Here is a 23873-nt window from a genome sequence, read left to right as displayed (position 1 = left end):
CCTCATCGTCTTCCATCACCTTGGTTGTCTGTCCGTTTTGCCCTACTGTCCGCCCTTTTGCACGTATGAGCGCACGAACTCCTCTGCGTTCTCTTCGAGAACTTCGTCGATCTCGTCCAGGATCGCGTCGACGTCGTCCGACAGCTTCTCCTGGCGCTCCTGAACGTCGGGCGCCGCCGACGCCTCGGTCTCCTCGACCTCGCTGTCGCGCCGGCCGGCCTGCTTCTGGCCTCCGGTGTCCCTGCTCGCCATGTCGTACCTCCACTCGGGGGACTGCCTCCTGAGGCATATCTTCCCCGAACCGGACGACATTTCGCGCCGATCGGCAGGCGATCTTGCCGGTTTGTCTAGATAGCTGTACTATCCAATGCGTTCGCGCTGCTCTGCCAGGAGGTTCCCGTGTCCCCCGCTTCCCTCTCCATGGCCGGTGTGCTGCTCATCACCGTGCCGACGATCGCCTTCGGCGGCGTCACCCTGCTGAAGTTCCTCATGCGGGGCGTCCCCGGCTACATCGACAACCCCGTGCGGCGCGGCCTGTGGCGCGCCGGGCACGCCCACGCGGGGGTGCTCGTGCTGTTCAGCCTGGTGGCCATGCTCTACGTGGACCAGACCGGCCTTTCCGAGGGCCTGAAGTGGCTGGCGCGCCTACTCATCGTGGCCGCGCCCATCCTCATGCCGCTGGGCTTCTTCCTGTCGGTCATCCGGCCGTCCGACACGAAGCCGAGCCGCCTGATCGGGCTCACCGTGGCGGGCGGGGCCTGCCTGGCGGTGGGCGCGCTGACGCTCGGCGTGGGGCTGCTGGTCTGAGCGCCCCTTGGTCGTGGATCACATGATCGGCGTCCCGGACGGTTCCGGGACGCCGTTCGCGTACGCGGGGAGCGGTCAGTCGCCGCCGGTGAGGGCCGCGACGAGGTCGGCGGCGGTGCGGCAGCGGTCGAACAGCTCGCCCACGTGGGCCTTCGTGCCGCGCAGCGGCTCCAGGGTGGGGACCCGCTGCAGGGACTCGCGGCCGGGGATGTCGAAGATGACGGAGTCCCAGGAGGCGGCGGCGACGGACTCGCTGTACTGGCGCAGGCAGCGCCCGCGGAAGTAGGCGCGGGTGTCGGTCGGCGGGTTCTCCACGGCCCGCTGGACCTCTTCCTCGGTGACCAGGCGCTGGATGCGCCCGCGGGCGACCAGGCGGTTGTACAGGCCGCGGTCGGGCCGGATGTCGGAGTACTGGAGGTCGACGAGCTGGAGCCTGGAGTGGGACCAGGGCAGGTTGTCGCGGGTGCGGTAGCCCTCCAGCAGTTCGAGCTTGGCGACCCAGTCGAGCTCGCGCGAGAGCTGCATGGGGTCCTCGGCCAGGCGGGTCAGCACGGACTCCCAGCGGTCGAGGATGTCCTTGTTCATCTCGTCCTGGGCGGTGCCGCGCTCCTCGACGTACTTGCGCGCCTGGTCGAGGTACTCCATCTGGAGCTGGACGGCGGTCAGCCGGCGCCCGTCGCGCATGGAGATCTCGTAGCGGCAGGTGGGGTCGTGGGAGACGGCCCGCAGCGCCTGCACGGGGTTGTCCACGGCGAGGTCGCGGGTGATGAAGCCGTCCTCGATCATGGCGAGGACGAGCGCCGTCGTGCCGAGCTTCAGGTACGTGGAGATCTCGGACATGTTGGCGTCGCCGATGATGACGTGCAGCCGCCGGTACTTCTCGGGGTCGGCGTGGGGCTCGTCACGGGTGTTGATGATGGGCCGCTTGAGCGTGGTCTCCAGCCCGACCTCGACCTCGAAGAAGTCGGCGCGCTGGCTGATCTGGAAGCCCTCGCCGCGCGAGTCCTGGCCGATGCCGACCTTGCCCGCGCCGACGACGACCTGCCGGCTGACGAAGAACGGGGTGAGGTGGCGGACGATGTCGGCGAACGGGGTGGCGCGCCGCATGAGGTAGTTCTCGTGGCAGCCGTAGGAGGCGCCCTTGGCGTCGGTGTTGTTCTTGTAGAGCTGGATGGGCGCGTTGGACGGGATGGCGGAGGCCCGCTGCGCCGCGTCGTACATGACGCGCTCGCCGGCCTTGTCCCAGATGACCGCGGCGCGGGGGTTGGTGCACTCCGGGGTGGAGTACTCGGGGTGGGCGTGGTCGACGTAGAGGCGGGCGCCGTTGGTGAGGATGACGTTGGCGAGGCCGAGGTCCTCGTCGGTGAGCTGGCTGGGGTCGGCGACCTCTCGTGCGAGGTCGAAGCCGCGGGCGTCGCGGAGGGGGTTCTCCTCCTCGAAGTCCCAGCGGGCCCTGCGCGCGCGTGCCGCCGAGGCCGCCAGGTAGGCGTTCACCACCTGCGAGGAGGTCACCATCGCGTTGGCGCCCGGCTGACCTGGTACGGAGATGCCGTACTCGGTCTCGATGCCCATCACCCGACGCACCGTCATGCAACACCCTCTGTTCGTCCGGATCTGCCTATCCGCCGTTTATATGCCCGAGCCTATGCCCTTCACAGTGCCCCAGGGTCACAGAGTTATGGCACCGACGCCTTTTCGACCTGTACGGCCGGGGCCGGGTGGGTCCGCGGTGTGCGCCGGGGCCTGAGCAGACGCTGGATCGGGCGCTCGGCAAAGGTGTAGACGAGATACGACAGGACGATCGCCGCCAGCGCGGTGACGGTCGCGGTGAGCCAGGGCGGCAGGCTGCCGGTGAGCCGCGGGACGAGCGCGACGGCGACGGCCGAGTGGAACAGGTACAGCGGGTAGGTGGTCGAGCCGAGGGCGGTGAGGAACTTGGAGGGCCTGAGCCGCAGGAGGCCGAGGGCGACCAGCGCCATCACGGCGTACACGAGCGTGATCGTGACGATGACCGAGACGTCGGTGACGGGCATGTTCTTGAAGCCGGCGACCTCGATGCGGCCGTGGACGCGTTCGAGGGCCGCGTGCAGGGACATCGCCCAGCCGGCCACGACGTAGAGCCAGGGTAACCAGGCGCTGCCGTGCTTGTGGATGAGGTACAACGCCATGCCGGCGACGAAGTAGGGGGCGTAGCGCGGCATGACGATCTCGTTGAGCAGGTCGTTGCCGAGCAGCTCGGCGCCGAGGGCGGCAGCGAGCCAGACGCCGCCGAGGACGAGCACGCGCCCGTAGGTGACGCCGATGACGACGAGGATCGCCATGATCAGGTAGAAGCGCAGCTCGGCCCAGAGCGACCAGTAGACGCCGGCGGCGTCGGTGACGCCGAACAGCCGCTGGAACATGGTCGCGTTGACGGCGTAGTCGCCGGGGGTGAGCTTCGGGTCGAGCGCCTTGGCGTCGGTGAGGCCGTACAGGGCCGCGACGGCGGCCAGGCTCAGCCAGTACGCCGGGTAGAGGCGGACGAGCCGGGAGCGGGCGAAGGCGCCCAGGGAGCGGCCCCACGCGCTCATGAGGATGACGAAGCCGCTGATGACGAAGAACAGCTCGACGCCGAGGATGCCGAGGCCGGCGAAGGGGGCGACGGCGGGGAACAGCTCGGCGGGCCGGTCGCCCCACACGGAGGCGTAGGCGACGAGGTAGTGGAAGGCGAGCACGGCCAGGGCGGCGGCGAACCGCAGCAGGTCGAGCTCCGCCAGCCTGCCGTCTCCTCGGGCTACCCGGGCGCGGCGCGGCCGGTTGTGGTGATGCACGCCCTTTGGACGTCACGACGATCACTTCGGTTCCCGCGCGTCACAGTTTTCACACCCTGTGTCCCGCTTCGATGGCGGCGTGGGAACGCGAGAGGGCCGCGCGGACGGATCCGCGCGGCCCTCTTCGAGGTGACGAGGTCGCGACTACAGGTACTGGCCGGTGTTGGCGACGGTGTCGATGGAACGGCCGGCCTCGGCGCCCTGCTTTCCGGAGACGAGGGTGCGGATGTAGACGATCCGCTCGCCCTTCTTGCCGGAGATGCGGGCCCAGTCGTCGGGGTTGGTGGTGTTGGGCAGGTCCTCGTTCTCGGAGAACTCGTCCACGCAGGCCGTGAGCAGGTGCTGCACCCGCAGGCCCTTCTGGCCGCTCTCGAGGAACTGCTTGATGGCCATCTTCTTGCCCCGGTCGACGATGTTCTGGATCATCGCGCCGGAGTTGAAGTCCTTGAAGTAGAGGACTTCCTTGTCGCCGTTGGCGTAGGTCACCTCGAGGAAGCGGTTCTCCTCGCTCTCGGTGTACATGCGCTCGACGACGCTCTGGATCATGCCGTGGATGGTCGCCTCGCGGGAGCCGCCGTGCTCGGAGAGGTCCTCCGGGTGCAGCGGGAGGTCCGCGACGAGGTACTTGGAGAAGATGTCCTTGGCCGCCTCGGCGTCCGGCCGCTCGATCTTGATCTTGACGTCCAGGCGGCCGGGCCGCAGGATCGCCGGGTCGATCATGTCCTCGCGGTTGGAGGCGCCGATGACGATGACGTTCTCCAGCCCCTCGACGCCGTCGATCTCCGACAGCAGCTGCGGGACGATGGTGTTCTCGACGTCGGAGGACACGCCCGAGCCGCGGGTGCGGAAGATCGAGTCCATCTCGTCGAAGAACACGATGACGGGAGTGCCCTCGGAGGCCTTCTCGCGGGCCCGCTGGAAGACCAGGCGGATGTGCCGCTCGGTCTCGCCGACGTACTTGTTGAGCAGCTCGGGACCCTTGATGTTGAGGAAGAAGCTCTTGCCGGACTGGCCGGTCTTCTCCGCGACCTGCTTGGCCAGGGAGTTGGCGACCGCCTTGGCGATGAGCGTCTTGCCGCAGCCGGGAGGGCCGTAGAGCAGCACGCCCTTGGGCGGGCGCAGCTGGTGCTCGCGGAACAGGTCGGCGTGCAGGTAGGGCAGTTCGATGGCGTCGCGGATCTGCTCGATCTGCCGGGACAGGCCGCCGATCTCCTCGTAGGAGATGTCCGGGACCTCCTCCAGGACGAGCTCCTCGACCTCGGACTTGGGGATGCGCTCGTAGACGTAGCCGGAGCGGGGCTCCAGCAGAAGGGAGTCGCCGGCCCGGATCGGCTGGCCCACCAGCGAGTCGGCCAGGCGGACCACGCGCTCCTCGTCGGCGTGCGAGATGACCAGGGCGCGCTTGCCCTCGTCGAGGAGCTCCTTGAGCATGACGATCTCGCCGACCTCTTCGTAGCCGAGGGCCTCGACCACGTTGAGGGCCTCGTTGAGCATGACCTCCTGGCCACGCCGCAGCGAGTCGACGTCGACGGCCGGGCTGACGTTCACCCGCAGCTTGCGGCCGCCGGTGAACACCTCGATCGTGCCGTCTTCCCGGGCCTCCAGGAAGGTGCCGAATCCGGATGGCGGCTGCGCCAGCCGGTCGACCTCCTCCTTGAGGGCGACGATCTGGTCCCGGGCCTCCTTCAACGTGGCGACCAGGCGCTCGTTCTGGCCGGTGACGGCCGCGAGGTTCGCCTGCGCCTCGTGAAGGCGCTCTTCGAGGACTCTGGCCTGACGGGGTGACTCGGCCAGCTTCCGCCTCAGCGCGGTGATCTCCTCCTGCAGGAAGGAGACCTGTGTTGAAAGATCAGCGACCTCCCGTTCGCGCTGCGCGGCTCGAGCCTCTGCATCATCGCGAGCTGCCACGCCCCGTCACCTCCTTCCCAGTCGAGGGCGACTACTTAGGACCTTACCTATCTCGGGCCCCTCCGTAACCTGGCCGGGCAGTGTTCGTAGAGTGACATTCAGTGTTCGGTGAATAATCCTCGATTGTGCGTTTAATCCTGCCAGCGCGGTAGCCCGGCGGCTTGTTCCCGTCTCACGCACCAAAGAAGCCTCGTGGCCGAATTGTCATAGTTCTTCGGTGGTTCCCTTCGGTCGTCGGCGACGTGGCGGGGGTGTGACGCCGTCCGCCATGCGGCGGGCGGTGACGAGGAATCCCGTGTGGCCGATCATCCGGTGATCGGGCCGAACGGCGAGTCCCTCGACATGCCAGTCGCGAACCAGGGTCTCCCACGCATGGGGCTCCGTGAAACTCCCGTGATCGCGGATAACCTCGACGGTCTTGGACATCTGCGTGGTCGTCGCCACGTAGCAGCAGATCACTCCGCCGGGCGTCAGCGCCTTGGCGGCGGCGTCCACGCACTCCCACGGGGCCAGCATGTCGAGGATCACGCGGTCGACGTCGACCTCGTCGATCGAGGCGACGAGGTCGCCGACGACCAGCCGCCAGTTGGCCAGCGGGCCGTCCTCCTCGGTGCCGAAGAACTTCTCCACGTTGCCGCGGGCGACGTCGGCGAAGTCCTGGCGGCGCTCGTACGAGGTGACGTGGCCCTCGGGACCGACCGCGCGCAGCAGGAAGCAGGTCAGCGCGCCCGACCCGACGCCCGCCTCGATGACCCGGGCGCCCGGGAAGACGTCGGCCATGCCGACGATCATCGAGGCGTCCTTCGGGTAGATCACCGCGGCGCCGCGCGGCATCGCCAGGGTGTAGTCCTGCAGCAGGTGCCGGAACGCGAGGTACTGGGTGCCGCCGGAGGAGCGCACCACGGAGCCCTCCGGCTGCCCGATCAGGTCGCTGTGCGGGATGGCGCCCTTGTGCGTGTGGAAGACGCCGTCCTGCTTGAGCGTGAACGTGTGACGCTTGTTCTTGGGGTCGGTGAGCTGCACCTGATCCCCCACCTGGAACGGCCCATGCCTGCGGAAACCCATGGCGGCAAGGTTATAGGGCTTTCGACCGGCCTCTGACGCGCGATATGTATGGGTCATGCTCCCTCGTGCCGTCCTGTCCACCGGATCCCTCGTCCTGCGCGCCCCCGAGGAGGCCGACGTGGAGGCGATGACCGCCACGTGCGGCGACCCGGTGACCGCGCGCTTCCTGCCCGTGCTGCCCGCGCCGTACACCGAGCAGGACGCCCGCGACCATCTGGCCGTGGCGGCGCGCACGTGGGAGGAGGGCGGCGCCGAGTTCACCGTCGCCGAGAACGGCGCCTACGCCGGGGCGTTGCGCGTCTCGCCGCCCGACCGGTGGGGCGCGGTCGAGATCGGCTACCTGGTCGCGCCGTGGGCGCGCGGCAAGGGCGTGGCCACGGCGGCCGTGCGTGCGGTGACCCAGTGGCTGTTCGACCAGGGCGTCCACCGGGTGGAGCTGGCGGCGGAGGCGGAGAACCTCGCCTCGCTGCGGGTGGCGCTGAAGGCCGGCTTCCGGGAGGAGGGGCGGCGACGCGACGCGCGGGAGACGCGTGACGGGCGGCTGACCGACCTCGTGCTGTTCGGACGGCTGGCGCTGGACGCCGGCGAGGAGACGCCGTCGTACCTGCCGCCGTTCGAGGGCGGCGAGCTGACCGACGGCGTGGTCCGGCTCACCCCCATGGAGGTCGGCGACGCCGGGGATTTCCAGCGGATGATGGCCGAGCCCAGCACGGCCGCCTACGCGGTGGGCCCGGTGGCCACTCTGGAGGAGATCGAGCGGCGCTGCCGCAACACCGGCTACTGGTGGGTGACCGGGCAGCGGATCGAGCTGGCGATCCGCGACGCGGCCTCCGGGGCGTTCGCGGGGCACGTGCAGCTCATGCAGGTGGTGCCGCTGATGGGGCAGGCCATGGTGGGCTACTCGCTGCTGGAGGAGTTCCGCGGCCGGGGCCTCATGACGCGCGCCGTACGGCTGCTGGTGGACTGGGCCTTCGCGCACACCCCGCTGCACCGGATCACGGCCGGCACCAACGCCTCCAACGAGGCGTCGCACGCGGTGCTGCGGCGGGCCGGGTTCGAGCAGGAGTGCGTGCACCGGGAGCTGTTCCTGACGGGGGACGGCACGCGGGCCGACGACGTCCACTGGGTGCGCCTGCGCTCCCGCCCGGCGTGATCCGCCTTCCCCGCGGGCGGCCGGCACGCGCTTTCGCGCGCAGCCGCAGCGGTTGGCAGAAATCGGACTTTCCCGTTGAGGTCTGGTCAACGGGCGGGTCTCGGAGAATACTCCGGGTCACCGCACCCGTAGATCGCGTGACGAGAGAACGCGATCACTCACCCTCCACGGAGGGAACCTCGATGCCTGGCAACCGCGCTCATGTCACCGTGCACGAACTCATCCGCTCGTTCGCCTGCCCGGACGCGGCGGCGCTGGCCGACCTGCTGGCCCGCGCCGCGGCCTCCCTGTCCGGCACGGGATACGCCGGACTCGTCCGGGTGGACCCGCTGAGGGAGACGGCCCACGCCGTCCACGTCCACGCGCCGCCGGGCGACCCGCTGCGGGTGCGGCCCTGGCTGGCCGGATCGGGGGTGCTCAAGCTCCTCACCGTGTCGGACCGGCCGGTGCGCCTGCCGCGGGACGTCGCGGCGGGCGAGCCGGGGTTCCTGGCGGCCCCGGTGCCGCTGGCGGTCCGCGAACACCTGCGGCTGTGGGTGGCCGGGCGGGACTTCGGCGACCACGACGAGCACCTGCTGAGCCGGCTCGCCACCGCCGGGGGCCGCGCCCTGGAGGCGGCCAGCGGGCTGGACGCGGCGGCACGGCTGCTGCGCGGGGTGCACGCCTTCGGCGAGGGGCGTCCGGCGGCCTCACACTGACGACGGCTCTGCCCCGGCTCCAGCACACGGTCGCCGCCGCTCGGCCCGGCACGGGCGGGCGTCTCTGCGACGTCGTCGACCTCACGTCCCGCTCGGCCTCACGTCCCGGGCGGGGAATGGGGCCTTGCGCGCGGAAGAGCGCGTGCGGGGAGGACGAGGCCCGCGCGACTGGGAGTGGTCGCGCGGGAACGACGAAGCCCGCGCCGTGGAGAGTGGGGGTCGCCGGGGGCGACAAGGTCTGCGTGGCCGTGAGCAGTGGTCGTCCGGGGACGACGAAGCCCGCGCGACCGGAGTGGTGATCCGGGGGCGACGCCGCCCGCGCCGCCGGGAGCAGTGGTCGCGCGGGACGACGAAGCCCGCCTGACCAGGAGTGGTCAGGCGGGCCCGGTGACCCGATGCGCGCGGTCGGCCGGGAGGTCCGCTGCCGGTCGGCCGGGCGCTGCCCGGCGAAAGGCCGGGCTGCTGTCGAGTCGGCAGATCGCTGCCGGCCAGCCGGTCTGCCGGAGGCCGGAGGTCGGGTCGCTGCGTCGGTCAGGTCGGCCGGTCTGCTCCCGGACCAGAGCAGGTCGCCGCGCCGGTCGGCGGGCCTGCCCCTGGCCGGAGAGCCGGAGAGCAGGTCGCCGCGCCGGTCGGCAGGTCTGTTTCCGGGCGCGAGCAGGTCGCCGTGCCCGTCGGCAGGTCTGAGCCCGGCCGGGTGCGGGCCACTCTGCCGGTCGTGGGCGGTCAGGTGCGGTGGGGCTCGAAGCGCATCGTGCGGGACACGCCGACCCGGACCGTGGTGCCCGGCGCGATCGTGACCGGCTCGTTCGGCGGGATGTCGTAGAAGTTGGGGTCGCCCGGCGGCTGGATCTGCGTGCCGTTGACCGAGCCGAGGTCGACCAGGTTGACGTCCCAGCCGTCGAGCGCCACCCGCAGGTGGCGGCGCGAGACCGAGCCGTCGGGGCTGGTGACCTTGGCGGGACGGGCGGAGCCGCCGGCCACCTCGGGGGCGCGCTCGGGGTCGCGGCCCAGGAGGTAGTCGCTCTCCAGGGGCAGCGTCGTGCCGTCGTCCAGGATGAGGACGCCGAGCGACGGGCGCGGCCCCTTGTACGGGACGAGGGTGCGCTGCACCAGGGCGATGCCGCAGACCGCGCAGTAGGGCGAGCGCGGGTCGTTGAAGTGGTCGTTCTTGCAGTCGACGCCGTAGACGAGCGGGCGGTCGCCGTGCTCGGGCTGCTCCTGGCCGCCGTGCTGGCCCGGCCCGGGCTGGCCCGGCTGGTCGTACCCGGGCTGCTCGTAGCCGGGCTGGCCGCCCTGGTCGTATCCCGGCTGGCCGCCCTGGTCGAATCCGGGCTGGTCGAATCCGGGCTGGCCGGGCTGGTCGTAGGGGTCCGGGTGGTCGCCCGACGGCGGGCCGGAGGGCTGGGCGGGCTCGAAGTAGTCGGGCACGGCCGACAGGTGGGGGCCGGGCTGCGGCTCGGGCTGCCCCGGCTGCTCGTACGGCTCGCCGGTGCCGTTGGGCGCGTGGGCGGGCTCGTCGTAGCTGGGGTAGCCGCCGGGCTGCGGCTGCTCGTGCAGCGGCTGGAACGGCGAGGCCGGCGACTGCTCGGCGGGCGGCGGTGGGAAGCCCAGGGACGCCCCGGTGCCCGCGGGCTCCGGGGCGGGCGCGGCCTGCGGCCCGGACGGCGGCCCGGGCTGGAAGCCGGGGCCCTGCGGCGCGGCGGCCGGCGGCTGGTCGCCCGACATGGGGTAGGGCGGCATGTTCACCGGGGCGCGCTCGGCGGCGGGCGGCTGGATGAGGTCGGGCTCCATGTGCAGCGCGGTGTTCGGCAGCTCGCTGGTGAGCTGCCGGGCCGGGGCGGGCGCGGCGGGCGTGGCCCGCTCGCCGAGGTCGCCGAAGTCGCCGGACAGGCCACCGCCGTGGACGACGCCGCCGTCGAAGCGGACGGCCGGATGCGGGGTGCCGGCGCCGGGCAGGGTGAGCTCCACGCGCTCGACGGGGCCCGCGATGAGCCGGTCGGCCCAGGTCAGTGAGTCGCTGCCGGCCAGGCGGGTCTCACCGTCGGCGGTGGTGATGACGGCGGCGGCCGATCCGCTGACGAGCACGGCGACGCCTCCGCCGCCGACCGGGCCGGCCACCGCGCAGGTGGCGGGGTCGCCCGTCATGTTGGCGGCGAGCACCTGGGCCGCGCGCCTGGCGAGGGCCCGGCCGTCACCGCCGGAGGCGGCCGTCGAGCGCAACGCCTCAAGCAGGTCGTCCGCGGCGGCCTCACCCGCGTCGCAGACCAGCAGCAGCCCGCCGAGGCAGGCGACGAGGCCGTCGCCGGGAAGCGGGCGCACCACGCCGAAACCCTGGTCGGTCATGAGTCCTCCTTCACGCCGACGGTGGTGCGCTGACGCTCAACGGTGCCCTCGCTGCGCTCGGTCACTCAACTCTCCTCCCCGGAAGCCGGCGAAATTACGGCACCCGCACTGCCGTGCTGGCCACCAGCCTTACGCGTCCCAGCGGCGGGGAGCGCCACGGCGAGGCGGTGCCGATCCGTCGGATCGTCGGGCCGCGGCGAACCCCTCCGGTCTGTGAGCTCGGCCAAACGGAACACTATCGGCCAGCCGTCGCTTCCTCGAACCGCCGGGGGCGGGATCGGGCCGGCGCGCGACCGGCCTGATCACCAGTTACGACACTAGCCGGGGGCTGCCGGTTATTCGAGTGGGACAAATCAGGCGCACCCCAGAAGATTCCGCCCGACGGGGCGAAGTCCACCAGAACCGTCCAGGAGAACTGTCCACGGCGACCGTGGCGAACCGCCGCGAGGGACCCGCCGACCAGCGGACACCACCCGGACATCCGGGCCCGTCGCCGCGGGCCCTCCCCCGGACCGGAACGGAACGAGGCGGAATGGGGCGGGGCGGCGGGGTCAGACGCCGGTGAAGACGCGGTTGACGTCGGCGGTGGCGAGGACGCCGTAGATCTCGCCGCTGCCCTCGACCAGGAGGTACTCCCCCGCCGGGGTCTCGCGCATGGCGTCGATGAGCGGCTCGCCGGTCAGGTCGGCGGCGAGGATCATGGACGGCTCCAGCGACTTGGCCAGCGAGGCGACGTTCACCCAGGGACGGCGGTGCTCCGGCGTGGCCTGCACGGCGGCCTCGTTGACGATCGCGACGGGCCGGCCGTCGTGGTCCACGACGACGAGCGCCCCGGCCCGCCGCTCGCCGGCCTGGCGCAGCGCCTCGGCCAGCGGCAGGTCGCCGGCGACGGGGATGGCCCGGCGGGCCAGGGAACGGGCGTTGACCTGCGGGATGCGGGCGCGGATGCGGGCCACCCGCAGCGACTGCGAGGCGCCCATCCAGATGAAGGAGGCCAGCACCACCGGCCAGATCATGCCGGTGTAGTCCATGCCCTGCCTGCTCGTCGCCGCCATGGCGAGCGCCGCGACGACGAGCAGCACGGCCAGGATCCGGCCACCCCAGGCGGCGGCGACGGTGCCGGTGCCGGGCCGGCGGGTGAGCTTCCACACTCCGGCGCGCAGCATCCGGCCGCCGTCGAGCGGCAGCCCCGGCAGCAGGTTGAAGACGCCGACGACGAGGTTGGACACCCACAGCTGCCAGATCAGCTCCTGGGGGATGCCTCCACCGGTGACCAGGTACATGTCGGCGAGCAGGCCGGCGCCGCCGAGCGCCAGCGAGAGCGCGGGCCCCGCCGCGGCGACCATGAACTCCTTGCCGGGTGTGGGCGGTTCCTTCTCGATCTCGGAGACGCCGCCGAGCAGGTAGAGGGTGATGCGCCGCACCGGCAGGCCGTACGCCTTGGCCAGGACGCTGTGGGCCAGCTCGTGAAGAAGCACCGACACGTACAGCAGGACCGCGAAGACGAAGGCGACGGCGTACGCGGCGGGCGCGTCGAGCTCGGGCAGCGCGTTGTGGACGTTCTTGCCGTACATCCAGGTGATGAAGGCGGCGACGATGAACCAGGTCCAGGAGACGTAGACCGGGATGCCGAACGGCTTTCCCATCCTCAGGCCCGAGAACTCCTGCTGGGGGCTCTGCTCGCTCACCGAACTCCTCGCCGTTCGTCATGGGGTGTCGCTGCCTCGATGCTACGCGCCGGAGGGGGTGATCCCGCTTTCCCCGTCGCGGTTCTGTCGGAGGAGTGACCTAGAGTGCGGTGCATGACGTTGACCGATCCGGTGATCATCGGAGCTCTCTCCCCGTCCCGGGCGGGCGACTTCATGACCTGTCCCCTTCTCTACCGGTTCCGCGTGGTCGACCAGTTGCCGGAGCGGCCGTCGCCGGCGGCCGTGCGCGGCACGGTGGTCCACGCCGTGCTGGAGCGCCTCTACGACCTGCCTGCCCCGGCGCGCTCCGTTCAGGCCGCCCTGGAGCTGCTGGAGCCCCAGTGGCTGCGGCTGCTGGAGGAGGAGCCGCAGTACGCGGAGATGTTCGCCGACGACGCCGAGCAGGCCGAGTGGCTGACGCAGGCGCGGTCCATGCTGGAGCGCTACTTCACGCTGGAGGACCCGACCCGCCTGGAGCCCGCCGAGCGGGAGCTGTACGTCGAGGCGGTGCTGGACGGCGGGCTGATGCTGCGCGGCTACGTCGACCGGCTCGACGTCGCGCCGAGCGGCGAGGTGCGCGTGGTCGACTACAAGACGGGCAGCGCGCCCGGGCCCGACTTCGAGGCGAAGGCGCTGTTCCAGATGAAGTTCTACGCGCTGGTGCTGTGGCGGCTGCGCGGCGAGGTGCCGAGGTTACTGCAGCTCGTCTACCTGGGCGGCAAGGGCGAGGTGCTGCGCTACGCGCCGGACGAGGCCGACCTGCTGGCCACCGAGCGCAAGGTGCGGGCGCTGTGGGAGGCCATCGAGCGGGCGCTGCAGTCGGGCGAGTGGCGGGCGCGGCGCAGCCGGCTGTGCGACTGGTGCGACCATCAGGCGCTGTGCCCGGAGTTCGGCGGCACACCGCCGCCGGTGCCGGCGCGCCAGCCGGGCGACACCGTCCGCCGCAGCCGCCGCGCCGCGACGGACGAACTCTAGGAACCTTGTGGTGTGTCGCGGCACGGCCGGCGTCGGCGCGCCTCCGTCGCCGGTTTTTCGATCTTTTACGGCATAGCCAAGGTCACGCGCACGCGCCGACGTCGGCCGAGCTCTGTCATGGCCGGTCGTGAGGGCTCACGGGGTGCTCGCCGTGACGACGCGCGTTCTCGGCCGCCCACGGGGTCATGACCTCGGCCCGCGCCCGAACGCCGCACCGGCGGCCCCGCTCCCGCGCGATCATGGTTTCCTCCCGTAGGAGGAGGTCGGCCGGGGTGGGGCGGGCTTACAGTGGCAGGCACCCCGCCCGTGGAGGCGGGGCGGAGCAGTGACGGCACGCGGGGAGGCTCGAACGTGTCCCAGGGGTTCACGCCCCGACCCCCGATGCCCTTCGGCGCCGCGCCGGGCCGTTCCCGGAGGCGCCCGTGAGGGTGTGGGGCCGGCCGCGCCGGGTGCTGGTGCGCGACGCGCTTCTCGCCGTGCTCGTGGCCGCCGTCTCCCTGACGCTGCTCACCTTCTGGGGTCCCGGGGCGCGCGGCGTGCCGGTGGAGGGGCCGCGGGACGCGGACGCGCTGGGCGTCGTGCTGGTGCTGCTGGCGTGCGTGCCCGTCGCGGTGCGCCGGCGGTGGCCGCTGACCGGCCTGTGCGCGGCCCTGGTGCCCGAGACGGCGCTGGAGGGCCTCGGGTACGGCACGGGCCTGACCGGGACGGCCGGGCTGGTGATGCTGTACTCGGTGGCCGCCTACCGGGGTCTGGCGGTGGCGCTGGGCGGCCTGGCCCTGTCGCTGGCGCTGTACACGGCGTCCGCGGCGGCGGGGGCCGGCGCGCCGGCGGCGTGGAGCGACCATCTGGTGGTGGTCGTGGCCCTGGTGGCGGTATGGGGCGTGGGCCGCAGCCTGCGGCTGCGCCGCGCGTACATGGAGGAGCTGAGGGACCGGGCGGCGCGCCTGGAGCGGGCGCGCGCGGCCGACCGGCGGGCGGCCCGGGCCGAGGAGCGCTCCCGCATCGCGCGCGAGCTGCACGACGTGGTCGCCCACCACGTGAGCGTGATGACCGTCCAGGCGTCGGCGGCGCGCCGGGTGCTGGCCTCGGATCCCGGGCTGGCGGGCGAGGCGCTGACGGCGATCGAGGAGACGGGCCGGATGGCGCTGACCGAGATGCGGAACATCGTCGGGGTGTTGCGGGCGGACGCGCGGGCCGAGCTGGGGCCGCAGCCGGGCACACGCGACCTGCCGGCGCTGGTGGACCAGATGCGCGAGGCGGGGCTGGCGACGGGGCTCACGGTGGAGGGCGCGCCGGGGCCGGTCCCGGCGGGCGTGGACCTGGCCGCGTACCGGCTCGTCCAGGAGGGGCTGACGAACGCGCTGCGGCACGCGGGGGCGGGCGCGACGGCGCGGGTGACGGTCCGGTACGAGCCGCACGAGCTGGACGTCCGCGTCGAGGACGACGGGCGCGGCCCGGGCGGGAACGGCTCGCGCGGGAGCGGCGACGGCGGCGGTCACCACACGGACCTTCACGAGATCGGCGACGGCGGGCTCCATGACGCGGACGCTCATGAGGGCGGCGGGGCGCGGCCGGGCAGGGGGCATGGATTGGTGGGGATTCGCGAGCGTGTCGCGCTCTATGGTGGAATTCTCAGCATCGGCCCGAGGCCGGGGGGCGGTTTCGAGGTGCGGGCGAGGTTCCCGCTGAAGGACGGACAATGACGATCAGGGTGCTGCTGGTGGACGACCAGCCGCTGCTGCGCACGGGGTTCCGCCTGATCCTCGAGGCCGAGCCGGACATCACGGTCGTGGGGCAGGCCGGCGACGGCAAGGACGCCCAGGAGCAGACCCGGGCGCTGCTGCCCGACGTGGTGCTCATGGACATCCGCATGCCGGGCGTCGACGGCATCGAGGCGACCCGCCGGATCGTGCGGGAGGCGGCGCCGGGGGCGCACGTGCCGAAGGTGCTGGTCCTGACGACGTTCGACCTCGACGAGTACATCGTGGAGGCGCTGCGGGCGGGGGCGTCGGGCTTCCTGCTGAAGGACGTGCCGCCGGACGAGCTGGTGCAGGCGATCCGGGTGGTGGCGGGGGGCGACGCGATCGTGGCGCCCAGCGTGACCCGGCGCCTGCTGGACCGGTTCGCGGCGCGGCTGCCGGCGGCCTACGAGCAGCCCGCGCCGGCGCGGCTGGACCGGCTGACCGAGCGGGAGCTGGAGGTGCTGCGGCTGATCGCCAAGGGCATGTCCAACGCCGAGATCGCGGCCAAGCTCGTGGTGAGCGAGACGACGGTCAAGACGCACGTCGGCAACGTGCTGACCAAGCTGGGGCTGCGCGACCGGGTGCAGGCCGTGGTGCTGGCGTACGAGACGGGGCTGATCACTCCCGGCGCGCTGTCCTGAGCGCCGGGCTGACGGGCGAGCCGTCCGTGAGCGCCTGACCACCGCCCGGTTGACGGGCGAGCCGTCCGTGGACGCCTGACCGCCGCCGGGCTGACGGCACACGTCCGCCCGCCCCCGATCTTGCCGGGAGGCGGGCGGTCGGCGGGTCAGGCGGTGACCGGCTCGTCCTTGCCGGCGGCCGGCGTGTCCGGGGAGCCGGGGGCGTTCTCCGGGAAGTGGCAGGCGACGCGGTGGCCGCCGGCCAGCTCCGCCAGCGGCGGCTCGACCTTCTTGCAGATCTCCTGCGCCTTCCAGCAGCGGGTGTGGAAGCGGCAGGCGGGCGGCGGGTTGAGCGGGCTCGGCACGTCGCCGGTCAGGCGGATGCGCTCGCGCCCGGCGCGGCCCCGCGGGTCGGGCACCGGGACGGCCGACAGCAGGGCGTTGGTGTACGGGTGCATGGGCGTCGCGTACAGGCTCTTGCGGTCGGCGATCTCGACGATCTTGCCCAGGTACATGACGGCGACGCGGTCGCTGATGTGGCGGACCACCGACAGGTCGTGCGCGATCACCACGTAGGTGAGGTCGAGCTCGTTCTGCAGGTCCTCCAGCAGGTTGACCACCTGGGCCTGGATGGACACGTCGAGCGCCGAGACCGGCTCGTCGGCGATGATGAGCTTCGGCTTGAGCGCGAGCGTGCGGGCGATGCCGATGCGCTGCCGCTGGCCGCCGGAGAACTCGTGCGGGTAGCGGTTGTAGTGCTCGGGGTTGAGGCCGACGAGTTCGAGGAGGTCCTGGACGGCCTTCTTGACGCCGTTGTCGGTCTGGACGCCCTGGATGCGGAACGGCGCGCCGACGATGGCGCCGACCGTGTGGCGGGGGTTCAGCGACGAGTACGGGTCCTGGAAGATCATCTGCATGTCGCGCCGGAGCGGACGCAGCCGCCCCTGGCTCATGTGCGTGATGTCGCGGCCCTCGAACATGACCTGGCCGCCCGTGGGCTCCAGCAGCCGGGTGACCAGCCGGCCGGTGGTGGACTTGCCGCAGCCGGACTCCCCCACCAGGCCGAGCGTCTCGCCCTTGTAGACGTCGAAGCTGATGCCGTCCACGGCCTTGACGGCGCCGACCTGGCGCTTGAACAGGCCCTGGGTGACGGGGAAGTGCTTCTCCATGTCGCGGACGGACAGCAGCGGCTCGCCCTGCCGGGCGGTCCGGGTCGCGGTCTGCGTCGCGGGCTGGGTCTGTGGCTCGGTCACGGGGTCTCCAGCACTGGCTTGATCTCGTTCTCCCACAGGGCACGCCGCTCGGCCGGGGCCATGTGGCAGCGCACCAGGTGGCCGCCCTCGGTCTCGGCGAGCGCGGGCGCCTCGGTGCGGGCCTTGTCGCCGGTGCGCTCGGCGTACGGGCAGCGCGGGTGGAAGGCGCAGCCCGGCGGCACGTTGATGAGCGACGGCGGGCTGCCCTTGATCGGGAGGAGCCGCTCGGTGGGCTCGCGGTCGAGACGGGGCATCGACCCCAGGAGACCCCACGTGTAGGGGTGCTCGGGACGGTAGAAGATGTCGTCGGCCGAGCCGAACTCGATGCACTTGCCGCCGTACATGACGAGGATGTCGTCGGACAGCTCGGCGACCACGCCCAGGTCGTGGGTGATGATGATGAGCGCGGAGTCGAACTCGCGCTGCAGGTCGCGCATGAGGTCGAGGATCTGGGCCTGCACGGTGACGTCGAGCGCGGTGGTCGGCTCGTCGGCGATGAGCAGCTCGGGGTCGCACGAGAGCGCCATGGCGATCATGGCGCGCTGGCGCATGCCGCCGGAGAACTCGTGCGGGTAGGAGTCGACGCGGCGGCCGGGCTCGGGGATGCCGACGCGGCCGAGCATGTCGATCGCGTGCTTCTTGGCGACGGCCTTGGAGACCTTGTTGTGGATCCGGTAGGCCTCGATGATCTGGTCGCCGACGGTGTAGAAGGGGTGCATCGCCGACAGCGGGTCCTGGAAGATCATCGCCATCTTCTTGCCGCGCAGGCCGCGCACGTGCTCCTGCGAGGCGCCGACGAGCTCCTCGCCGTCGAGCCAGATCTCGCCGGAGATGTTCGCGCCGCGGCCCTTGTGCAGGCCGAGGATGCCCAGGCTGGTGACGGACTTGCCGGAGCCGGACTCGCCGACGATGCCGAGCGTCTTGCCGCGTTCGAGGCTGAAGGTCACCCCGTCCACGGACTTGACCAGGCCGTCGTCGGTCGGGAAGTGGATCTTCAGGTCTTTGACGTCGAGAAAGGGGCTCACGCCAGCCTCACCCTCGGGTCGACGACCGCGTAGAGCATGTCGACGATCAGGTTGGCCAGGATGATGAAGGCCGCCGCGATCAGCGTGACGCCCATCACCTGGGGGAGGTCGTTGTTGCTGATGGCGTCCACGGCGTACTTGCCGATGCCGGGCAGCGAGAACGTGCTCTCGGTGAGCACCGCGCCGCCGAGCAGCAGTCCGAGGTCCAGGCCGAACATCGTGAGCACGGGCGTGAGCGTGGCGCGCAGGCCGTGCTTGAGCACCACGGCCCGTTCGGCCAGGCCCTTGGCCCGGGCCGTGCGGATGTAGTCCTCGGACATGGTCTCCAGCATGCCGGCGCGGGTGAGCCGGGCGTAGCCGGCCGCGTACAGGAAGGCCAGCGTCACCCAGGGCAGGATCAGGTTGTTGGCCCAGGTGAGCGGGTCCTCGGAGAACGGCACCCAGTCGGCCACGTCGCCGACCAGGCCGAGCTGGTCGCGGAAGATGGCCAGGGACACGATGCCGGTGAAGAAGATCGGCAGCGAGACGCCGGCCAGGGCGATGCCCATGGACAGGCGGTCGAAGAAGCTGCCCCGCCGCAGCGCGGAGACCACGCCGGTCGCCACGCCGAAGATGACCCACACGACGGCCGCGCCGAGCGCCATCGACAGCGTGATCGGCAGCCGGTTGAGGATGTCCGGCAGGACGGGGTTCTGGCTGACGTACGAGTAGCCCAGGCAGGGGGCCGGGCAGTGCTCGACGCCGGGGCCGTAGTTGCGGTCGACGCCGACGAAGATGCCCTTGACGAACCGCCCGTACTGCACGATGACCGGGTCGTTGAAGCCCAGCCGGATGGCCGTGTCGTGGATGACCTGGGCGTTGGCCGCCTTGCCCACGTACCGGGAGGCGAGGTCGTCAGCAGACATGCCAGCGAGCCGAGGCACGAGGAAGAAGATGGCGAACGTCGCGATGCTCACCACGAAGAGCAGCATGACGGCCGCTATCAACCGTCTGACAATGTATGTGAACACTGATCTCGGCCACGGCGGCCGGGCCTTGTGGGCCCGGCCGCCAAGCCTTCACCTGCTTTCGACGGACGTTCCGGCGGGACTGCCGGCCGGGTACTACTGGGTGCTCAGCGTGAGGAACTCGTACATGCCCCAGTTCTGGCTGACGAAGACGTTCTTCAGGGTCGGCGGCCGGTAGAACAGGCCGTGCGCCCACACGTAGGGCAGGATGAAGGCCGAGTCCATGACCTGCTTGTCGACCTGGGCCCAGATGGCGCCGCGCTTGGTGGCGTCCGTCTCGGCCGCGGCCTGGTCGATCAGCTCGTCGATCTTGGGGTCCTTCACGCCGAGGTTGGTGTTACCGGCGGGACGGATGACCCGGCTGTCCACGATCTGCTGGAAGAAGCCGAAGCCCTCGGGGTAGTCGGCGCCCCAGCCGTAGACCATGAGGCCCAGGTTGTTCTTCTTGGCGAAGTCGGGCTTGCCGGCGTACAGCTTGAAGTAGTCACCCTGCGGGTAGCCCTTCAGGTCCAGCTTGATGCCCACGCGGCCGAGCGACTGCTGCAGCGCCTCGGCGGTCTGCTTCTCGGCGGCGCGCTCGTTGCGGAAGGAGATGGTGGTGCTGAAGCCGTTGGGCTGACCGCAGGCCGCCAGCTCCTCCTTCGCCTTCTCGACGTTGCCGGTCGGGTTGGCCTCGACGCCGTACGGGTCGATCTTCTGGTAGCCGGTCATCTTCGGCGGCATGAGGCTCAGGGCGACGTCGCCACCGGCGTCGGGGCCGCCGTAGGCGCCCTGGATGGCCGAGCGGTCGGCCGCGTAGAGGACCGCCTTGCGGCAGTGGATGTTGTCGAACGGCTTGACGTCACCGTTGATGTTGGTGAACCAGGTCCGGTCGATCAGGGCCGAGTCGGCGTACTGCTTGACCTTGTCGTCGGTCAGGACCTTCTTGCGGGCGTTGGCCGCGACACCGGTGCTGTTGACCTTGACGTCGATCTTGCCGGACAGCAGGCGCTGGTCGAGGTCGTCCTCGTTCTGGCCGAGCAGCACCTCGATGGAGTCGTTGAGCTGCTTGCGGTTCGGGTCGGTCGCCGGGTCCCAGTTGGGGTTCTTCACGAGCTCGATGCGCTTGGTGAGCTCGTGCGACTTGAACATGTACGGGCCGGTCGAGACCGGGTGCTCCTTGTACTTCGAGCCGGTGTCCTTGGCCTCGGGCACGGGGGCCGTCTGCGGGAGCATGGCGAAGTAGTCGAAACCGCCGTACGCCTTCTTCAGGTGGAAGACGACGGTGCGATCGTCGGGGGTCTCGACGGCCTTGAAGTCGTCGAGCTTGCCCTTCATCTTGTACGGGCCCGTGTAGCCGCCCAGGTCGAGCCAGTCGTTGAAGTAGGTGGGGCCGCTGGGCAGGATGTCCTTGTCCAGGGAGCGGGCCACGGCGTACTTCACGTCCTTGGACGTCACCGGGGTGCCGTCCTCGAACTTGATGCCCTCGCGCAGCTTGTACGTCCAGGTCTTGCCGCCGTCGCTGGGCTTGCCCAGGTCCTCGGCGAGGTCGCCGACGAGCTGCAGGCCCTCCTCGCCCGGCACCGGCTTGAACATGGTCAGCGCGCGCGTGTAGAAGCGCGAGAAGTTCCAGGCGTAGCCGTAGTACTGGTCGCCCGGGTCCACCGAGTCGAAGTCACCGGGCATGCCCATCCGCAGCGTGCCGCCGGTCTTCGTCGACGGGTTGACGACCTGCGTCACCGCCGCGTTGTACTGGCTGGCGGGCGCCGCGTCGCCGCCGCCGGTGGAGCTCTTGGACCCACCGCCGCCGCCACCGCACGCGGAGGCGAGCAGGGCGAGGGCGGCGGTCGCCGCGACCGCCGACGCAGTTGATCTTATCTTCATCGACCTGACACACCCCTTGATCTGGGAGTTCGTAGCACTTGCGGAAACCTCACGAGGTCTATCGCGCCTTGGGGTCGAATGCGTCCCTGAGGCCGTCACCGAGCAGGTTGAACGCCAGCACGGTGATGAAGATCGCGAGACCGGGGAAGAGCATGAAGTTCGGCGCGACGTCGTAGTTGTGGACGGCCTCGGCGAGCATGCCTCCCCACGTCGGGGTCGGCGGCCGCACGCCCACGCCCAGGAAGGACAGCGCGGCCTCGAAAAGGATGTTCGACGGGATCAGCAGCGTCGAGTAGACCAGGATCGGCGCGATCAGGTTGGGCAGGATCTCCTTGAACAGGATCACGTGGTTGCGCGCGCCGAGACTGCGGGAGGCGTCGACGAACTCGCGTTCGCGCAGCGAGAGGGTCTGCCCCCGGATGATGCGCCCGATGTAGGGCCAGTTGAAGAAGCCGATGATGAACACCAGCAGGCTGATCCGGAGCGTGTCGCCCGACATGCCGAACGCCTTGTCGGGGATCACCCCCGCCAGCGCCAGTGCGAACACCAGCAGCGGGAAGGCCAGGAAGATGTCCATGGCCCGGCTGATGACGGTGTCGATCCAGCCGCCGAAGAAGCCGGCGATCATTCCGAGCACGGTGCCGAGCACCACGCAGAGCAGGGTCGCGAAGAACGCGATCAGCAGCGAGATGCGCGCCCCGTACAGGATGCGGCTGAACAGGTCGCGGCCGGTGGTCGGCTCGACACCGAACAGGTAGTCCCAGCTGATGCCGCCGAACGCGCCGATCGGCGCCTGGATGGCTGGGTCGATCTTGTCGCGGTGCCATTCGGCCGGTGGGTGGCCGAACCAGGACACGATCAGCGGCGCGAAGATCGCGATCAGGATGAGCAGCACGATGACGATGCCGCCGGCCATGGCGACGCGATCGCGCCTGAGGCGCATCCAGGCGATCTGACCGAGGGAACGCCCCCGGATGGCTGAAGACCCCGCTCCTTCAAGAACGGTCTCCGGTCCGGCCTCGACAGCCGATTCCGGCAGATCGAGCGGTGCGGTCATTCCAGTAGCCCCCTGGATTCCAGACGACGTCGTCCGTGTGCGGCGCGGTCCCGGTCAGGGTGGACGCCCATGCTTGGCAGACCGCGGTGTCGCGGCCCCAGGAGGCAGAATCTATGGCCTGAGCTGGTGTGACTAGCCCCTCATCGGCCGATGTGGCTCAACTGTGACTGACGCGAAACTCATTCGTATCGATCTTGAACGGGATGTCAGGAAGCCATCGCGATTCTGTCCCGAACCTGTGACACAAGCCTAGTCACTTGATACCGCGGCGCCGGAGGATGTCCTCGATGTCGGAGAAGTCGTCGTCGCTCTTGCGCTTGGCCGGGGCCTCGACCGCAGGCTTGCCCGTCTGGGCCGGCCGTCCACCGGCGACCGCCGGGGCCTCCGCCGGGCCCGCCGGGGCCTCCTTGCCGCCCCGGCCGCCCTTGCGCCGTTCGCCGTCGCGGGACAGCGCCCGGCCCCGCAGCACGCCGGAGGCCACGAACAGCACCACGGACACCCCCGCCACCGCGACGCCGGCCCACACGAGCGGGCTGAACACCAGGCTCGTGACGAAACCCACGATCGTCGTGCCGATCGTCCACAACGCCTGCAGCGCCCCGGTCAGATAGGCCGCCAGGGGCAGCAGCGCCCACGCCGCCGTCCGCATGCCCGCCGCCGCTCCCCTGCGCCGGAAGGCCAGGAAGCTGAACACCAGCCCCACGACGGTCAACCCGACGCACAGCGGGAACCAGGTCGCGATCTGTCCGGACATTCGGCCGCCCCTCGTCTCGACTACGTCCCCATCCTGGCACGCGGGCGCGCCGCGGCCGCTCCTCCGCGAGGACCACTTCTCCCTTAGGGGGACGATCCAGGCATCTCAGGGATTCCCCGGGTGCCGGGGCGGCATACGTTCCGGGGGCGGGTCCGGGCCGCTGGAGGTGAACCGGGGATCAGGCCGGGACGAGGGCGCGCAGGTCGGCGATCGTGACCTCGGTCAGCGAGGAGACCACCAGGCGGCCCGGGGCGGGCTCGACCGGCAGGACGCTCGGCACCGCGACCACCGCGCAGCCGGCCGCCGTGGCGGCGGCGACCCCCGTGGGAGAGTCCTCCAGCACCACGCACCGCACCGGCCGCACCCCGAGCAGGCGGGCGGCCGTGAGGTACGGCTCGGGGTCGGGCTTGGTGCGGGTCACGTCGTCGGCCGTGACGACCGCGTCGAAGCGGTCGCGGCCGACGGCCTTGAGCACCGCGTCCGCGATGTCCCTGAGCGACGAGGTGACCAGCGCCACCGGGACGCCCTCGGCGCGCAGCCCGTCGAGCAGCTCGGCCGCCCCCGGCATGACCTGCACGCCCTCGGCCAGCGCCCCGACCATGCCGTCCACCATCCACCGCCACAGGGTCTCGGGCGGCAGGTCGGCGCCGGAGACCTCCAGCATGTACGCGACCGTGCGCTCCATGGAGCCGCCGAGCAGGTGCGCCTGGTGCTCGGCGGACCAGGGGGCGCCGAGCCGGGCCATCACGGCGGTCTCGATCTCCAGCCACACCTTCTCGGTGTCGACGAGGAGGCCGTCCATGTCGAACAGGGCGGCTTGCATGCGTCTCCGATCGGTTCGCTCGCTGACAGGCGCCGGCTGTGCGGCGGGTGAGCCGGGCACGGGGTCCTGGGTGCGGGGTTCCGCCGCGGGCCCGGCTCGAAGGCAGCCTCATGGGCGGCCTCGTGGGTCCGGTCCGGGGATCCCGGCCGGACCTCCGACCGTACCGGGCCGCGCATGGTGGACGCCCGCCGGGGTCGCCCTCGTCGGCGGCGGCCCCGCGCGGACGCGGCCCGCCATGGGCGAGGACCCCGCCCCCGCGACGGGACGGGACGGGCGCCGGGG

General features: G+C 71.3%; 20 protein-coding genes. 6 read left to right on the top strand and 14 right to left on the bottom strand.

The features are described from left to right. Window positions 1–42: 42 nt before the first annotated feature. Entirely contained in the window at window positions 43–252 is a 210-nt protein-coding gene (locus HD595_RS35355; RefSeq protein WP_253776742.1) for a ubiquitin-like protein Pup, read from the bottom strand. A 147-nt stretch (window positions 253–399) separates the two neighbouring features. Here HD595_RS35355 and HD595_RS35350 point away from each other — a divergent pair, with 147 nt between their 5' ends. Continuing rightward, entirely contained in the window at window positions 400–807 is a 408-nt protein-coding gene (locus HD595_RS35350) for a hypothetical protein (protein WP_253776740.1), read from the top strand. Between the two features lie 75 nt (window positions 808–882). Here HD595_RS35350 and dop read toward each other — a convergent pair whose 3' ends face one another. The 4 genes from dop to HD595_RS35330 form a co-directional block, all read right to left on the bottom strand. Further along, window positions 883–2397 carry a depupylase/deamidase Dop gene (gene dop, locus HD595_RS35345; protein ID WP_205302499.1) on the bottom strand — a complete coding sequence of 505 codons (1515 nt, stop codon included), beginning with the start codon at window positions 2395–2397 and terminating at the stop codon, window positions 883–885. A gap of 86 nt (window positions 2398–2483) precedes the next feature. Next, window positions 2484–3617, bottom strand: a complete 1134-nt coding sequence (locus tag HD595_RS35340; protein WP_253776738.1) for an acyltransferase family protein — start codon at window positions 3615–3617, stop codon at window positions 2484–2486. Between the two features lie 144 nt (window positions 3618–3761). Further along, on the bottom strand, window positions 3762–5525 hold the full coding sequence (gene arc, locus HD595_RS35335; protein ID WP_175589533.1) for a proteasome ATPase: 1764 nt from the start codon (window positions 5523–5525) through the stop codon (window positions 3762–3764). A gap of 204 nt (window positions 5526–5729) precedes the next feature. Beyond that, on the bottom strand, window positions 5730–6590 hold the full coding sequence (locus tag HD595_RS35330; RefSeq protein ID WP_253776737.1) for a tRNA (adenine-N1)-methyltransferase: 861 nt from the start codon (window positions 6588–6590) through the stop codon (window positions 5730–5732). Window positions 6591–6645: 55 nt separating this feature from the next. Here HD595_RS35330 and HD595_RS35325 point away from each other — a divergent pair, with 55 nt between their 5' ends. Both HD595_RS35325 and HD595_RS35320 read left to right on the top strand, forming a co-directional pair. Continuing rightward, on the top strand, window positions 6646–7743 hold the full coding sequence (locus HD595_RS35325; protein ID WP_253776735.1) for a GNAT family N-acetyltransferase: 1098 nt from the start codon (window positions 6646–6648) through the stop codon (window positions 7741–7743). A 209-nt stretch (window positions 7744–7952) separates the two neighbouring features. Further along, entirely contained in the window at window positions 7953–8441 is a 489-nt protein-coding gene (locus tag HD595_RS35320) for a hypothetical protein (RefSeq protein ID WP_253776734.1), read from the top strand. 723 nt (window positions 8442–9164) lie between these two features. On the opposite strand, the gene HD595_RS35315 is transcribed toward HD595_RS35320, so the two are convergent. Both HD595_RS35315 and HD595_RS35310 read right to left on the bottom strand, forming a co-directional pair. Then, entirely contained in the window at window positions 9165–10784 is a 1620-nt protein-coding gene (locus HD595_RS35315) for an FHA domain-containing protein (protein ID WP_253776732.1), read from the bottom strand. Window positions 10785–11335: 551 nt separating this feature from the next. Then, window positions 11336–12472 (bottom strand): site-2 protease family protein, encoded by a 1137-nt coding sequence (locus tag HD595_RS35310; RefSeq protein ID WP_253776730.1) that lies wholly within the window; start codon window positions 12470–12472, stop codon window positions 11336–11338. 114 nt (window positions 12473–12586) lie between these two features. Between HD595_RS35310 and HD595_RS35305 the strand changes: the two genes are divergently transcribed. From HD595_RS35305 to HD595_RS35290, 3 genes are all read left to right on the top strand, one after another. Further along, window positions 12587–13447, top strand: coding sequence for a RecB family exonuclease (locus HD595_RS35305; protein WP_253776728.1), 861 nt, complete (start codon window positions 12587–12589; stop codon window positions 13445–13447). Window positions 13448–13869: 422 nt separating this feature from the next. After that, window positions 13870–15150 carry a sensor histidine kinase gene (locus tag HD595_RS46305; protein WP_308211296.1) on the top strand — a complete coding sequence of 427 codons (1281 nt, stop codon included), beginning with the start codon at window positions 13870–13872 and terminating at the stop codon, window positions 15148–15150. Further along, on the top strand, window positions 15147–15830 hold the full coding sequence (locus HD595_RS35290) for a response regulator (protein ID WP_253776726.1): 684 nt from the start codon (window positions 15147–15149) through the stop codon (window positions 15828–15830). The genes HD595_RS46305 and HD595_RS35290 overlap by 4 nt, the downstream gene beginning before the upstream one ends. 146 nt (window positions 15831–15976) lie before the next feature. Here HD595_RS35290 and HD595_RS35285 read toward each other — a convergent pair whose 3' ends face one another. From HD595_RS35285 to HD595_RS35255, 7 genes are all read right to left on the bottom strand, one after another. Further along, the gene (locus HD595_RS35285; protein WP_253781418.1) at window positions 15977–16978 is read right to left on the bottom strand and encodes an ABC transporter ATP-binding protein; all 1002 of its coding nucleotides are present in this window, start codon (window positions 16976–16978) and stop codon (window positions 15977–15979) included. 80 nt (window positions 16979–17058) lie between these two features. Continuing rightward, window positions 17059–18087 (bottom strand): ABC transporter ATP-binding protein, encoded by a 1029-nt coding sequence (locus HD595_RS35280; protein ID WP_253776724.1) that lies wholly within the window; start codon window positions 18085–18087, stop codon window positions 17059–17061. Beyond that, a complete protein-coding gene (locus tag HD595_RS35275; RefSeq protein WP_253776722.1) occupies window positions 18084–19097 on the bottom strand; it encodes an ABC transporter permease in 1014 nt (337 codons plus the stop codon). The genes HD595_RS35280 and HD595_RS35275 overlap by 4 nt, the downstream gene beginning before the upstream one ends. 93 nt (window positions 19098–19190) lie before the next feature. Beyond that, on the bottom strand, window positions 19191–20957 hold the full coding sequence (locus HD595_RS35270; protein ID WP_253776720.1) for an ABC transporter substrate-binding protein: 1767 nt from the start codon (window positions 20955–20957) through the stop codon (window positions 19191–19193). Window positions 20958–21015: 58 nt separating this feature from the next. Then, entirely contained in the window at window positions 21016–22014 is a 999-nt protein-coding gene (locus tag HD595_RS35265; RefSeq protein ID WP_253776718.1) for an ABC transporter permease, read from the bottom strand. Between the two features lie 253 nt (window positions 22015–22267). Then, window positions 22268–22768, bottom strand: a complete 501-nt coding sequence (locus HD595_RS35260; protein ID WP_253776716.1) for a cellulose synthase — start codon at window positions 22766–22768, stop codon at window positions 22268–22270. Between the two features lie 178 nt (window positions 22769–22946). Then, window positions 22947–23591: an HAD family hydrolase gene (locus HD595_RS35255; protein ID WP_253776714.1), complete on the bottom strand. Its 645-nt coding sequence runs from the start codon at window positions 23589–23591 to the stop codon at window positions 22947–22949. Between the last annotated feature and the right edge of the window lie 282 nt (window positions 23592–23873).

It is taken from the genome of Nonomuraea roseoviolacea subsp. carminata (assembly GCF_024172185.1).
Classification (GTDB): domain Bacteria; phylum Actinomycetota; class Actinomycetes; order Streptosporangiales; family Streptosporangiaceae; genus Nonomuraea; species Nonomuraea roseoviolacea.
The sequence above is the reverse complement of the archived record's forward strand: the minus strand, read 5'-3'. Positions and strand labels throughout refer to the sequence as shown.

Bases quoted from the DNA above. Each gene is read 5' to 3' on its own strand.
- HD595_RS35355 (WP_253776742.1), bottom strand. From the start codon at position 252: ATGGCGAGCAGGGACACCGGAGGCCAGAAGCAGGCCGGCCGGCGCGAC.
- dop (WP_205302499.1), bottom strand. From the start codon at position 2,397: ATGACGGTGCGTCGGGTGATGGGCATCGAGACCGAGTACGGCATCTCC.
- HD595_RS35330 (WP_253776737.1), bottom strand. From the start codon at position 6,590: ATGGGTTTCCGCAGGCATGGGCCGTTCCAGGTGGGGGATCAGGTGCAG.
- HD595_RS35325 (WP_253776735.1), top strand. From the start codon at position 6,646: ATGCTCCCTCGTGCCGTCCTGTCCACCGGATCCCTCGTCCTGCGCGCC.
- HD595_RS35315 (WP_253776732.1), bottom strand. From the start codon at position 10,784: ATGACCGACCAGGGTTTCGGCGTGGTGCGCCCGCTTCCCGGCGACGGC.
- HD595_RS35305 (WP_253776728.1), top strand. From the start codon at position 12,587: ATGACGTTGACCGATCCGGTGATCATCGGAGCTCTCTCCCCGTCCCGG.
- HD595_RS35290 (WP_253776726.1), top strand. From the start codon at position 15,147: ATGACGATCAGGGTGCTGCTGGTGGACGACCAGCCGCTGCTGCGCACG.
- HD595_RS35285 (WP_253781418.1), bottom strand. From the start codon at position 16,978: ATGGAGAAGCACTTCCCCGTCACCCAGGGCCTGTTCAAGCGCCAGGTC.
- HD595_RS35270 (WP_253776720.1), bottom strand. From the start codon at position 20,957: ATGAAGATAAGATCAACTGCGTCGGCGGTCGCGGCGACCGCCGCCCTC.
- HD595_RS35265 (WP_253776718.1), bottom strand. From the start codon at position 22,014: ATGACCGCACCGCTCGATCTGCCGGAATCGGCTGTCGAGGCCGGACCG.
- HD595_RS35260 (WP_253776716.1), bottom strand. From the start codon at position 22,768: ATGTCCGGACAGATCGCGACCTGGTTCCCGCTGTGCGTCGGGTTGACC.
- HD595_RS35255 (WP_253776714.1), bottom strand. From the start codon at position 23,591: ATGCAAGCCGCCCTGTTCGACATGGACGGCCTCCTCGTCGACACCGAG.